General features: G+C 40.4%; 10 protein-coding genes. 4 read left to right on the top strand and 6 right to left on the bottom strand.

What is annotated here, in order from left to right; genetic code table 11:
* Window positions 1–46: 46 nt before the first annotated feature.
* The 5 genes from N8A89_RS11715 to radC form a co-directional block, all read right to left on the bottom strand.
* Window positions 47–1,411 carry a DUF5723 family protein gene (locus N8A89_RS11715; RefSeq protein WP_289644354.1) on the bottom strand — a complete coding sequence of 455 codons (1,365 nt, stop codon included), beginning with the start codon at window positions 1,409–1,411 and terminating at the stop codon, window positions 47–49.
* Window positions 1,412–1,479: 68 nt separating this feature from the next.
* Entirely contained in the window at window positions 1,480–2,016 is a 537-nt protein-coding gene (locus N8A89_RS11710) for a hypothetical protein (RefSeq protein ID WP_281542439.1), read from the bottom strand.
* Between the two features lie 44 nt (window positions 2,017–2,060).
* Window positions 2,061–2,750: a YjjG family noncanonical pyrimidine nucleotidase gene (locus N8A89_RS11705; protein WP_281542438.1), complete on the bottom strand. Its 690-nt coding sequence runs from the start codon at window positions 2,748–2,750 to the stop codon at window positions 2,061–2,063.
* Window positions 2,743–4,038 carry a polysaccharide deacetylase family protein gene (locus tag N8A89_RS11700; RefSeq protein ID WP_488251363.1) on the bottom strand — a complete coding sequence of 432 codons (1,296 nt, stop codon included), beginning with the start codon at window positions 4,036–4,038 and terminating at the stop codon, window positions 2,743–2,745. Before N8A89_RS11700 ends, N8A89_RS11705 begins: the two co-directional genes overlap by 8 nt.
* Window positions 4,039–4,737: a RadC family protein gene (gene radC, locus N8A89_RS11695; RefSeq protein WP_281542436.1), complete on the bottom strand. Its 699-nt coding sequence runs from the start codon at window positions 4,735–4,737 to the stop codon at window positions 4,039–4,041.
* A gap of 62 nt (window positions 4,738–4,799) precedes the next feature.
* Here radC and N8A89_RS11690 point away from each other — a divergent pair, with 62 nt between their 5' ends.
* Complete coding sequence (locus tag N8A89_RS11690; protein WP_289644353.1) at window positions 4,800–5,243, top strand: DUF1569 domain-containing protein; 444 nt, start codon at window positions 4,800–4,802, stop codon at window positions 5,241–5,243.
* Window positions 5,244–5,275: 32 nt separating this feature from the next.
* Here the strand turns inward: N8A89_RS11690 and N8A89_RS11685 are convergent, their stop codons facing one another.
* Window positions 5,276–6,631, bottom strand: a complete 1,356-nt coding sequence (locus N8A89_RS11685) for a UDP-N-acetylmuramate--L-alanine ligase (protein WP_281542435.1) — start codon at window positions 6,629–6,631, stop codon at window positions 5,276–5,278.
* A 99-nt stretch (window positions 6,632–6,730) separates the two neighbouring features.
* Between N8A89_RS11685 and N8A89_RS11680 the strand changes: the two genes are divergently transcribed.
* The 3 genes from N8A89_RS11680 (at window position 6,731) to N8A89_RS11670 (ending at window position 14,404) form a co-directional block, all read left to right on the top strand.
* Window positions 6,731–7,048: a cupin domain-containing protein gene (locus tag N8A89_RS11680; RefSeq protein ID WP_281542434.1), complete on the top strand. Its 318-nt coding sequence runs from the start codon at window positions 6,731–6,733 to the stop codon at window positions 7,046–7,048.
* A 19-nt stretch (window positions 7,049–7,067) separates the two neighbouring features.
* Window positions 7,068–7,853: an SDR family oxidoreductase gene (locus N8A89_RS11675; protein WP_289644352.1), complete on the top strand. Its 786-nt coding sequence runs from the start codon at window positions 7,068–7,070 to the stop codon at window positions 7,851–7,853.
* 92 nt (window positions 7,854–7,945) lie between these two features.
* On the top strand, window positions 7,946–14,404 hold the full coding sequence (locus N8A89_RS11670) for an alpha-2-macroglobulin family protein (protein ID WP_289644351.1): 6,459 nt from the start codon (window positions 7,946–7,948) through the stop codon (window positions 14,402–14,404).
* Window positions 14,405–14,422 lie beyond the last annotated feature (18 nt).

The raw sequence follows: 14,422 nt of genomic DNA, 5'->3' as shown, positions 1-14,422 counted from the left end.
AGCGTGCCAAAAGCTAAAAGATAATGTAAATGGAGGCTTTAAGGTATTATTTCCTTCCCCAAGATATGATATTTAATCCTAATTGAAAAGAGGCATAATTAGTAGCAGCTATGTTCTGATAGGATAAAAGATTATCCGCCATTACATAAAAGTTAACCGGGCCCGCTTGAATATTCAACCCAAGGCCCAAATTCGTATAGCTGAACTTATCTGCGGTATAGTTGGCTTTGAGCGCCATATAGTTACCGAACCTTCTTAAATAAAAACCGGTCAATGCCAATTGCGGACCCCTAGGTCTATTAATGGCGTATAAATGCCCACCGACCGAATTTCTATATTTTACCCTAAGCCTATTTCTAGAACTTCCCGCTGTACAATCACAGTCTATCCCAGAACCATTTTCAATGGGTTTACCAAAATCATGGCGTAAAGACGCATTGAGTTTTGTAGGTCGAAATGTTATATAAGACTTATAAGAGGTTTCAAAAGGAACAATCTCTTCTACCTCATCTACCAAATCCTGCCAAAAATCCCTATTCAAGTTTGCGAAATCTTCCAGAACATCAATTTCAATGCCCTCCACGGTAGCACTTCCCTCCAGACTGTACGTGTAAACATCACTTGAATGGTAGATAAGGCCCAGGTCAAGTAAACTACCGGTAACGACAGTTCTATCGTTTAAATGATAAGAGAAACCCATATCGAAACCTAAACCTAAATCACCGCCAAAAAGCGCTCTCTTTGTAATAGTACCTCCTAAAGTTTCATCTCTTTCCGCATTTCTCAGCTCTCCAAAACCTGAACTTCTTAGTCTTAAATCTGCACTAATTGTAGTAGCCAACAGATTATTCTGTCCCTGAGTATTTACAAGATATCCGTTGTTCGTGGAAGAGTTGTAATCTGCAATCGAAGAATATATTTTGCCTCTTGCCCCAACCGTTAAATTTTCATCAATTTTCTTATTTATACCGAAATGAAAGACGTTGACCATGGACCCCCGAGATTTCAAATCGCCCAAATCAAATCTTCTATCCAGTTGGTCCGAATTTCCTTCAAATGCCAGGTAGGCATAATCTTGGGGCCAATAAGTAATATTATCCAGCTCCAAATAAGCTCCAAAGGAGTAAAAGATATTTGGATTTTCACTTCGGTAGCCTCCACTCAGGAGTTCTAAACTAACATTACCCATGAACTCATCACGTGTGGAAAGTCCGGCAACCATCCGTTCCCTTACCTTAACATTAATATCCAGACCGTCGTCGGCAAAAATATCGTTCACAGAAATTCCATTTGAACCTGCGTGGGCAGAAAGTCCTGATAGTACGGGAATACCTGCATACCATTGAAAATCAGTCTCCACACCAGGATTAATGATCAAGGATTGTGGAATTTCGGAAAAATCATAAAGCAACTGCTTATTTTGCCCTCGTAATAAAGCACAGCAGAAAAGCATTATAAAAAGACAGCCAGACGAAACTCTCATTTTAATCTGAGCCTAAATTTACCGGCGGACCTCAAAATGATAGCGGCGTCCGGTAGGTTCGAGGTACTACTGTTATCCCCTAGATTTCTTGCGCTAAGTCTAATATTAGAAGTATTTCTTAAAACATCCAAACTCTTACCAGTGGTACCATAGGCAACTTCCCGAATGAGTATTGCGGTAGGTGCTGGGCTCATCTGAAAAAATTCGATATCCAAAACATTATTGTCCTCGTCCAAAAATTCTATGGAAACCTCAATATCCTTGCTGGTCGTGTTCTCTAGCTCGTACGTAATAACACCATCCAAGACCCGATCAGCAAAGAATTTTTCTTCAAACGCATCAAAATTAAAATTCTGGGAAAAGAAACTTAGCCCCACCACCCTGTTGATGATACTTTCTTGGGCTTTTACGTAAAAAATACTTGTTTCGTAAGTGGGTGTAATCGTCAAATCATCATACTGACCAAAGTCCTGCTTGTCCGTGCATGAAGTGATAAACAAAAAAAGTAAAACGACTATCCTTAATCCTTTCATTACCGTTAACTAACACAGCTTAAAGAGCTGTATTAATTATAACTCTACAAATAACTTTTTATTTCCCAAAGATCCTGAATCATAGGACAATGCTGATGTTCTGGTTCGTTATGGGCATTGAAATGAATGGCATGAAGACCTACACCCATTGCCCCAAGGATATCGGCTTCAAGACTATCGCCAATCATAATGGACTTTTTAGGGGCAACATTGGCCTTTTCAAGTGCAAGTTCAAAAATTATCGGATTCGGCTTTTTGACTCCGGCCATTTCCGAATTAATCACTTCATCAAAAAATGAATAAATTCCTGAATTCTTCAGTTTCTTATCCTGTATTTCTTGAAATCCGTTAGTGATGATGTGGAGCCGATAGTTTAGCTTTAAATATTCCAAAACTTCTATAGTATTGGGAAACAAGTTGTTGTGCGAAGATAAATGATAGATATATTCTTCTGATAAACTAAAAATCATATCGTCGGAAACCTCATAACTCAAAGTATCAAAAACAGTCTTTAAACGCTGGTACCTTAAGTCTTCCTTCGATATCTTTTCTTCTCGGTACAATTTCCAGTAAACTAGATTAGCCGGCACATAAACATCAAGGAACTTAGCCAAATCGATATCTATTTTGTGCTCCACCAAAATCTTTTCGAAGGTAAGGGCGGAGTTTTTTTCAAAATCCCAAAGTGTATGATCTAAATCAAAAAAAACATCGGTAACGAACTCTTTATACATGATAATTGTTTAAAACAGCTTTATAAATCGTTTTCCATTCCAGCCGCTCCGAACTCCCCAGCAATTCATTGGAAAAAACGGTTCTGAAACCTCCATTCACATTTTTCACCTCGTCATAGACCAAGTTTAAGCGCAAAGAAACTTCTCCTTCACGTTTTAACGTGGATAGGGCATAATCATGTACGGCATACGGATGGACCTTAATGGGCTGCTGTATTTCCAATGGGATATCATAGAAGGCGAACGAAGTACAAGTACCAGCCCTAAAACCGATTTCATGGGAATAGCCCATGGTGTAATCATCCGTAAATTCGGCCGCCAGGAGTCTCCTGTAGGTATCTGGAACGTCAACCCTGTTGTACCGCATGCGGGAGGAAGTCACGGCCCTGTTGATAACACCTTCCAGATTATTTTTCTCTTTCTTTAACACCTCCTCATTATTAAAGGAAGTATAGGAAGCTGCCAGAGCCACCGTACTGTAATCCGCTATGTATTTGATGAGCGACTTAAAATTATTGTTGTTAATGGAGACGTTTTTATCGTATTTCGAATAATCAGCAAACTGAAAAAAGAAAATACTTTTTACGCCATATTCCCTGTGCCAGTTAATTAATTCCGAAAAATTATCATAGGGATCTTTTCTCAATTTCAGCCATACCGCAAGTCTTTCAATTACTCTTCTCAATTTAAGAGTGCCCAAGTCCAAAGCCAATCCTGATATTCCGCGTACTACTCCCCTATGGGAATAACAGTGTGAAGTCGTCACATCTAGAAGGGACACGTATTCGTAATTCCTTTTTCCTCCTTCTAGCTCTGGGAAACGTTCTTGGAGTTGAGCCAATAGCTTAAACGCCCAAATATCCACTACAGGTTTATGAAGAAAATTATTTTGGTAGGCCAAACTGTCCTTAGGTGAAAATCTTCCATGAATATCCTTGACGTGGGGGAGATACTCCTCATACCTGCTCAATAAATAAAAGCTGGCCGCAAAGACATCAAAGGGAACATTACTACGCTCATCCGTACCAAAAAAACACGGCGTATCATCCCAATCCATAACCGATATTGGAACATCGTTGATTCCCTGTTCGAACAAAAGATCATTACTTTTAACAAAGAACTCGTTCTGAAGCGGTTGTTTGGTATAAGTCATCTTGGGGCCGGAGTGCTTTATAAAATCCTCGACTTTTGTAGCGTAACCAATTTCAACACCCAGTGTCCTTTCAAATAATTGCTTCATGATATAACTGAAGCGAGGAGTAATCTTATGGGTATAAATTAATAACATTTACAATATCTTATCGTCGGCGAAACTAAAATAATTCTTTTGGGTAATGATCAGATGATCTAGAACCTTTATATCTAAAGCCTCTCCGCCTGCCTTAATTTTTTGAGTTATTTGCTTATCCGCATTGCTGGGCTTCAATGTCCCGGAAGGGTGATTATGGGCCAAAATTAACGCTATTGCTCCCAACTCCAGTGCCTGTCGCATAATAATCCTAACATCAACCAACGTTCCTGTTATTCCACCTTTGCTTAGTTGCGCCTTGTGCAGGACCTTATTGGAGTTGTTCAGGTATAAGATCCAAAACTCCTCATGCTCCAAATCACCCATAAGCGGTTGTAAAAGTTCATAAGCATCTCTACTACTACCAATGGCTTCAATTTTTACGGACTCCTCTCCTCTTCTCCTTCTTCCTATTTCCAATGCCGCGGCAATAGTTACCGCTTTCGCTTCGCCTATACCTTTAAACTTCATTAATTGTTTTACGGATAACCTTCCCAATTCGTTCAGGCTATTTTCGGTTGACGCCAAAATACGCTTGGAAAGCTCCACGGCACTTTCAGATCTACTACCTGAGCCAATTAAAATAGCAATAAGTTCGGCGTCTGAAAGAACGGCACGCCCTTTAGAAATGAGTTTTTCCCTTGGTTTATCGTCATCGGACCAGTTTTTAATGGAAAAAGATTTCGCCCTTTCTTGCATGCGCTAAAGATACTGAAGTAATTATTTTATTGTAAATTCAAAATCAACTAAAAAATAGACCTGTGCAATCACTCCTAAACGGCGATACCCACACTGAAATAATAAACAGACTGGACAAGTTGAACGAGAATTCCGAACGCCTCTGGGGTAAAATGACTGTAGGGCAGATGTGTTGGCACTGTCAATACCCCCTAAAGTTGGCCATTACCAACAAAAAAAATACGTCCAGGGGGAATTGGTTCATTAAGTTATTTTTCAAGAAATCGCTGTACGACGATAAGCCGTGGAGAAGAAATCTGCCTACTTCTCCCCAACTTAAAGCTCGAGAACCCAAGAACTTTAAAGAGGAGCGTGACAAACTTAAGTCCCTCATAAACGAATTTCATTCATTGCAAGGGCGCGAAGTATGGTATCCACATCCTACTTTTGGAACCTTTACCAAGGACCAGTGGGGACAACTGCAATACAAACATTTGAATCACCATTTGACCCAATTTGGAGTATGATTTTTATGATGGAAGATTAATTTGCAGTTTTGTTATTTCAATAACCCGTTTAGAGTATCCAAATTAAATCCCCCGTAGTTCCCGGAACTCATAAGCAGTAGCGTTGTATCCTCATAATCTTTTCCGTTTAAATAGGCATGAAAGGAATTCGCATCGGTAAAGATTATTAAATCCTCCCTCTTAAAAGCTTCAGCAATTTGAGATGGAGTAACCGCTGCTAATTTTTTAATGGCAACCGATTCCGGCAGGTAAAATATGACCGCTTCGTCCGCGAAATCCAAAGCTCCCTTATATTCCTTTAGGAACTCAGGATTAAAACTGCTGTACGTGTGTAATTCTAAACAGGCCACCAGTTTTCTATCCGGATATTGTTCTTTAACCGCCCTAGTAGTTGCTGCGACTTTACTCGGTGAGTGGGCAAAGTCCTTATAGGCCACACTTGTTTTACCCTCTGCGATTTTCTCCAAGCGTTTAGAAGCGCCCTTGAACGTGGCGATAGCCTCATAAAAGTCTTCTTCGTCCACCCCCATATGCTGACATATCCATTTGGCACCGGACAAATTACTTAGATTGTGCTCCCCAAAGACTTCAATCGGCATAGGACCTTCAGGAGTCTCCAAAAACGTTTGCCCATCCAACACCTTATATGCGGGAGTTGAATAAGCTAATTTTCTTATGGTATTTTCAGAAGCTTCCACTACACGTTTGACCTCAGGGTCTTCCTCATTGTATGTTATACTTCCTCCATTTACGATACTATCCACAAAAATTTGGAACTGTTCCACGTAGTTTTCGAAAGTTGGAAATACATTAATGTGATCCCAGGCAATACCACTTAACAGCGCAATATTTGGTTTGTACAAATGAAATTTGGGTCGTCTATCAATTGGGGAGGACAAATACTCGTCTCCCTCCAAAACAATAAAATCGTTGTCCTCGGTTAGATGCACCATCCTGTCAAAGCCCTCCAATTGAGCGCCCACCATATAATCCACTTTTATGTTGTGGTAATTCAGCACATGTAAAATCATAGAGGTGATGGTGGTTTTACCATGACTTCCACCAATAACCACCCTCGTTTTATCCTTGGATTGTTCATAGAGAAATTCCGGATAGGAATAGATGGTAAGGCCCAATTCTTGTGCCTTCAACAGTTCTGGATTATCTGCTTTTGCATGCATTCCTAAAACAATGGCATCCAAGCCCTCATGTATTTTTTCAGGATACCAGCCAAAAGTTTCCGGTAAGAGGCCTTTGGCGGCTAATCGGGATTTGGAAGGTTCAAAAATAACATCATCACTTCCGGTAATCGTATATCCCTTATGTTCTAGGGCCAGCGCTAAATTATGCATCGCACTACCCCCAATTGCAATAAAATGTATGTTCATTAAATCAAGTTCTGATGTAAAGATAGTTATCACATTGGGCATCACAAATTCCTTCCTTGTTAAGCGGTTTATTTTTACCTTCGGGAGAAATAGAACACTATGGATTTTAAACTCTCCTCCCTACCTTCAAAAGAAATTATGCCGGGCTACCATGGCAGGCTTGTACATGCCACAAATATGAGCATTGCCTTTTGGGACGTGGAAAAAGATGCTGAAGTACCTGAACACTCCCATATGAACGAACAGATTATGCACGTTCTTGAAGGCGAATTTGAGTTTACCCTGGACGGGGAAACCAAGACCTATTTTTCTGGAGATATTGTGGTCATTGCACCACATCAAAAACATAGTGGACGAGCATTGACAGCCTGTAAACTTATGGATGTTTTTAGTCCAACGCGTGAGGAATATAAATAGGTGATAGAAAATTTTAAAGATGAACATATCCCTTAAAAACAAAAAGGCTTTAGTAGGAGGTAGCAGCAGCGGTATCGGAAAGGCTATAGCAACACAATTGGCGGCTAGTGGGGCAAGCGTTACCCTGATGTCCAGAAATGAAGAAAAACTAAAGAATGCCATTTCAGAATTATCCGCAACAGAGGGGCAAAAGCATGGTTATCTAGTCGTTGATTTTACTGATTTTGAAGCTTATCAGAAAATCATCAGTAATTATTTTAAGGACCATACCGTAGATATTTTGGTCAACAATACCCAAGGACCGGAGGCTGGAAGCACGCTCGAAAAAAAAGTGTCCGATTATCAACAAGCGTTTGACCTACTTTTCAAAACAATTGTTTTTACAACGGAGCTTGCCCTTGTCCAAATGCAAAATAACCAATGGGGCAGAATCATCAACGTCGCCTCCGTATCAGTAAAAGAGCCACTCTCTTACTTGGCCCTTTCCAATACAATACGGGCAGCACTAACTACGTGGGCCAAATCTTTGGCAACGGATGTTGGTACACATAAAATTACGGTAAACAATATCCTTACCGGGTATTTTGATACGGACCGTATTGCGCAGTTAAACGCAAAGAAGGCTGAACAACTGAACATTTCGGAAGATGAGGTAAGAGCTGAGATGGAATCCCGTGTGCCCCTAAAACGTATTGGAAAACCGGAGGAATATGGATTTCTAGTGGCGTTTTTAGCCTCTGACAAGGCCGCGTACATTACCGGAATCAATATTCCTATTGACGGTGGGTTGCTTAAAAGTCTATAACCCTGGTTTCCCTACTTCAATAGACCACTTCCCTAATTCATACTTTTAGGTGGTACGGCTTTTGCACACATTTGTTATGTAAATTTAGACTAATGAAAGTATTGATAGCTACGTTGACCCTAGTCCTTTTTTCCCAATTGCTTCCTGCACAGGAATCCGATGACTCTTATAAGCAACTCTGGGCAAGGGTTCATAAATTGGAAAGAGAGTCAATGACCAAATCGGCATTGGAGGTTGTCCAAAATATCTCAGTTAAGGCTAAAAAAGAGAAAAATTCCAGCCAAATTGTTAAATCACTTTTGTTTACTTCCAAATATGCCCTCATATTGGAAGAGGATGCGCAATTGAAAATCGTTAGTGATTTGAAAAACGAAATAACTGCGGCTGAATTTCCGGTCACCAACATTCTGGAAAGCTACTTGGCCAATTTATATTGGCAGTACTTTCAACAAAACCGCTATCAATTTTATAACAGGACTGCAACTGAAGCCAAGGTGGACACGGTTGATTTTAGAACTTGGGATTTAACCACCTTATTTCATGAAATTAATTACCATTTTGAAAAGTCTCTTGACAATCCAGAAGGGTTACAGAAAGAGAGTCTTAAAGATTTTCATGACATTATTGATTCTCAAGAAGACTCAGCGATTTATAGACCTACTTTGTTCGATTTATTAGCGCATACCGCCTTACAGTTTTATAAGACAGACGAAACAAGCATTACTAGACCTGCAGAAAAATTTGAAATTGACGAACCCCAATATCTTTGTGAAGCCTATGCGTTTACCCAACTGAACCTCCCCAATTCTGATGAGACTTCCCTGCAGGCCAGAGCTTTGACCTTATATCAGCAGCTAGTATCCTTCCATTTCTCCAATCCTGATTTAAGACCTCTTGTAGAAGTGGATATAGAGCGTTTAAACTATACCCACTCCAAAGCTGTTTTGCCTGACAAGGACAATATACTTTTAGAAGTACTGAAAGAGTCTGCTGAAAACCTTAAGCAGCATGAATCGTCCGCATTGTATCGCTATGAAACAGCATCCCTATTAAGAACACAGGGGAATAACTATCGGCCAGAAAAAGGAAATGAACACAGATGGAAGCTAAAAGAGGCCATAGCCGTTTGTGATTTGGTTTACGCGGAATTTCCCAATAGTAGAGGAGCCGAAAAGTGTAAAGTATTAAAATCACAAATTCTAGCCCCCACTTTGAATATAACCGCTGAAAAACATATTCCCATCAACCAGGCGTCCAGATTACTGGTAAACTACAAAAACCATGAAGCCTTGGAACTAAAGGCTTATAAAGTAAGTCAAAAGCAATTGGAAGAATTGGAAAACCTCTATCCTATTCAAAAAAGGCTATCCTATATTTTAGGACTGAAACTCCAGACGAGTTGGACGGTAAAACTTAAAAATGAGGATGATTACCAACTGCATAGTATAGAAATCCCCGCTCCAGCCCTTGCCAATGGCCAGTACATTATTTTAGCAACACCCGCTGCCCCGAAACAAGAAAAGGATTCGACGGAGAGTTTTGCTTACAGCCCCATACAGGTTACAAATTTAGTATTGATGGAAACCCGGATGCCAGCAAAGCATATTTTTCAGGTTGTGGATAGGAATACTGGTAAACCTAAGCCAAATGCCAAAATCACACTGTATTATAAAAAAAACTATCGCGGTATGCTGCTGACCAAAAACTTGGTGACCGATAAGATGGGATTTGCAAGTATGGACTTAACCCAGAAGAGTATTTCCGTTCAAAAATGTAAGGTTTATAATGAAGATGATGTGGCTTTTTTCGGTAATACCTACATCAATCAAAAAAAACGTGAAAACAAAATGCCCAAAATCACCTATAAAACCTTCTTATTCAAGGACAGGAGTATTTATAGGCCAGGACAATCCCTATATTTTAAAGGGATTCTTATAGAAAACGACAATGGTCTATCCACGGTGGCATCAAAGGAATCGGTTACTGTTGGCCTGTATGATGTAAACGGGCAAAAAATCTCAGAAATGGATTTGGAAACGAACGAATTCGGTTCATTTACGGGAGAATTTTTAGTACCCAGTTCCGGGATTACCGGACAGCATTACTTGGAAGTGTATGGCCTATCAGGTTTGGTAAACGAGGATTTTTATTTTTCGGTAGAAGAATACAAACGTCCAAAGTTCGAAACTTCTTTCAATGCCATCAAAGAAACTTTTAAGGTTAATGATAGTGTAACGGTAAAAGGCACCGCAACGGCATTTGCAGGCAGCTCAATTTCACAAGCAAAAGTAACCTATCGTGTGCAGCGCAACGTCAACTTTCCACCGTGGTATTACTGGAGAACATCTTACTATTACAATGAGCCCCAAGAAATAGCCCATGGCGAAACCTTAACAAATGATAAAGGCGACTATGAAATAAGCTTTAAAGCGATACCCGATTTATCCGTTGATAAAGACGACCTTCCCATATTCTCCTATTCTGTTACCGCTGATGTTACCGATATCAATGGGGAAACCAGAAGTACATCAACAACCGTGCGGGTGGGATATCATGCCATGACCGCTAACATTATCGTAGATGATAAGCTAGATAAATCAGCAAAGGACCAAATTATAAGAATTAGCACGCAGAACTTGAATGGGCAAGACGTTTCGGCTAAAGGAGTCTTGAAAATCTATAAGTTGGAATCGCCGGAGTATGTTTTGCGCATCAGACCCTGGCCTTCGCCAGATTATCAATATTGGTCCAAAAAAGATTTTAAGGCCTTATATCCCCACGATGCCTATACTACGGAACACGACCCAAATACTTGGGAAAAGGGAAAGTTGGTCATGGAGACCAATTTTGATACATCAAAAAGTACAGATATAGCTTTAAGGAATATCAAAAAGTGGGATTCCGGAAAATATCTTCTGGAAATGGAAACTACGGATGCTTTTGGCCAAAAGGTGCGAGCAAGGTCCAGAACTGATGTTTACACTGACAACGAAAGAAAATTAGCGGACAACCAACTGTTTGATGTAAAGACCGATAAACCATCTTACGAAGTAGGTGATGTGGCCGAAGTAACTTTCTATAGCAATGCCGAAAAGGTTTTCATTACAATTAATGTAGAAAAGGACAAGGAGATAATCCGTACCGAAATTTTGGAACTGAACGACGGATGTGAATCCATCAGCATACCTGTTTCAAAAATGGATGAAGGCGGTTTTGGGGTTCACTATAGTTATTCGGTTTATAATGCATATCAATCGGGCAGTGTAAACATTTCCGTTCCTTATCCAAAAACCGATTTGGAAATAGAGAGGCTAACTTTTAGGGATAAATTACAGCCAGGAACGGATGAGACATGGAGTTTTAAAGTAAAGGGGCCAAAAGGAGACAAAGTTACGGCCGAGGTTTTGGCGAGTATGTACGATGCCTCTTTAGATCAATTTGTAGGACATGGTTGGTACTTTAATCCAATTAGTAGGCCGTATTACTATTCATCCCTTTACACGAGTGCCAACCAAAGTTTTGGCACCACCTCCTTTAGGAATTTTAATGCGTATCAAATCGTTTCGGGTGTCCCCTCAATTAATTTTGACCATTTGGAATGGTTTGGTTTAAGTTTTAGCAATCCATATTATGCCCAGCAAAACTATTTAAGAAGGCTCCGGTCCAGTACACAGAATTCTGCTCGTACGGATGCTTCAATCAAAGAGGGATTTGTAAAGGGTACTGTTTATGATGAATTTGGTCAACCGTTACCGGGGGTTAACGTTGTTATTTCTGGTACATCCAAAGGCACCCAGACCGATTTTGACGGTAATTTTACTTTAGAGGCTAAACAAGGTGTCTCCCTTATTTTCACCTACATTGGTTATGAAACCTACAGGCAAAAAATTGAAAAGCATAATTATTTTGAAATTTATTTACAAGCAGATTTCAGCGCTCTGGAAGAAGTTGTGGTCACTGGTTATGGAGTTCAAAAAAGAACACAGAGAACGGCTGCAGTTGCTATGGTCGCAGATGAAGAAATGGAAATGGAGGCAGATGTTACCAATGTTTTACAAGGAAAGGTTGCCGGTATGTCCGTGGATGAAGCCCCGGCACCTGAAACGTCTATAAGCCCTAACCCTATAGATTTTAGCACGGTACAAATTCGAAAAAACCTCCAAGAGACAGCCTTTTTCTTTCCGAAGTTACTTACGGATTCCGAAGGTAACGTATCTTTCACTTTCACGACGCCTGAGGCCCTAACCCGATGGAATCTACAACTATTGGCGCATACCAAAGATTTAAAACAGTCAACTACCACCCTATCCACAATAACACAAAAAGAACTAATGGTATTGCCCAATCCACCGCGGTTTTTAAGGGAAGGCGATGCCATTACTATTAGTGGTAAAATTTCAAACTTGTCCGATAATGCCTTGGACGGTTTCGGGCAACTGGAACTGACCGATGTAATCTCAGGAAAGAATATTGATTCCCTTTTGCATAACGCAGAGAAGACGCAAGAATTCTCCGTGGACGCCAAAGAAAACACACAACTTTCTTGGAACATTAACATTCCTAAAGGAATACAGGCCGTACAATATAAAATTGTAGCTAAAGCAGGCGATTTTAGTGATGGGGAACAAAGTGTTTTGCCCGTACTGACTAATCGCATGTTAGTAACCGAAACTATGCCCATGTGGGTGCGTAGTAATCAGTCCAAAACATTTGTGCTGGAAAAACTCAAGGACAATACCTCAACTACTTTGAGTAATCATAAATTGACGTTGGAAATCACCTCTAATCCTGCGTGGTACGCAGTACAAGCGCTACCCTATTTGATGGAATATCCCTATGAGTGTATCGAACAAACCTTTTCAAGGTACTACGCCAATGCTTTGGCCAGTCACATAGCCAATTCCAACCCAAGAATTCGAAGCGTTTTTGACCAATGGGCAAATTCGGCTGCTATGACAGGCTCCGGAACAGCACTACAGAGCAATCTGGAAAAAAATCAGGAACTAAAATCGCTGCTTATCCAAGAGACACCTTGGCTTCGCGATGCACAGTCCGAGACGGAACAGAAAAAGCGAATAGCCCTTTTATTCGACTTGAACAAGATGCAGAACGAAAAGGATATGGCTTTACAGAAACTGAAAAGCAACCAAATGGCCTCTGGCGCCTGGCCATGGTTTAAGGGTGGCAGGGAAAACCGATACATCACCCAGCATATTATTTCTGGATTGGGTCATTTACAAAAACTTACTTCGGCTACGCTGGGCAATCAGAACGCTGCCTTACAAGAGAAGGCTGTTTCGGGGACTGAGCGAAGTCGAAGTCCCGAGAAACAGCTAATTAAGAATGCATTGGAATATTTGGACCATGAATTCGTCAGGGAATACGAGCAAATGAAAAAATACGCGACGGATTTGTCCAAGGATCATTTGAGCTATACCCAAATCCATTATCTGTACATGCGCAGTTTTTTTAAGGATTTCGAAAGTTCAAAGAAAGTAGATGAAGTCATTGACTATTATAAAGATCAAGCGAAAAAATATTGGACCACTAAAAATCTATTTTCTAAGGGAATGTTGGCTTTGGTACTACAAAGGATGGAGGATGGAGCAACCGCAAATAAAATTATCCGCTCCCTAAAAGAAAATAGCATTGTTTCGGAGGAGCTGGGTATGTATTGGAAAGAGAATACGAGTTCTTGGTATTGGCATCAAGCTCCTATTGAAACCCAGGCCTTGCTTATAGAAGCCTTCTCAGAAATTGAAAATGATGAGACCACCATTGACAATCTTAAAGTATGGTTGCTTAAAAATAAACAGACTAATCAGTGGAAAACTACCAAAGCCACTACCGAGGCAGTCTATGCACTATTGCTTAAAGGTAGCGACTGGCTCTCCGTAACAGATGCCATTGATGTTCTTGTAGGAGGAGAAAAAATAGCACCCAAAAAATTGGAAAACGTAAAAGTAGAGGTAGGTACAGGTTATTTCAAAACCGCTTGGAACACTCAAGAAATTGAACCGGAGATGGCGAAGGTTCAGTTAAGTAAAAAAGGTGAGGGTATCGCCTGGGGCGCCCTTTATTGGCAATATTTTGAGGATTTGGATAAGATAACCTTTGCCGACACGCCACTTCAGTTGAAAAAGAAACTCTTCTTAAAAAAGAATACGGATACCGGAGAGAAAATAAGTGAGATTACTGCCGAAACTGATTTAAAGGTAGGGGATTTGGTTCGAGTACGCATCGAATTAAAATCAGATAGAGATATGGAATTCATTCATATGAAAGATATGCGAGCTGCTGGTTTTGAACCCGTGAATGTACTTTCCCAGTACAAGTGGCAGGACGGTCTTGGGTATTACGAGAGCACCAAGGACGCCAGCACCAATTTCTTTTTCGACTATCTGCCAAAAGGAGTATATGTTTTTGAATATGATGTGCGGGTTAATAATGCTGGAGATTTCAGCATCGGAATCACCACTATACAAAGCATGTATGCCCCTGAATTTAGTAGTCATAGTGAAGGGATTCGAGTAGTGGTTAAAGCTCCTTGAGATCCGCATGCGATGAGG

Origin of the sequence: Maribacter aestuarii (genome assembly GCF_027474845.2) — a bacterium.
Lineage (GTDB): Bacteria > Bacteroidota > Bacteroidia > Flavobacteriales > Flavobacteriaceae > Maribacter > Maribacter aestuarii.
This window is presented reverse-complemented; position numbering and strand designations above follow the sequence as displayed.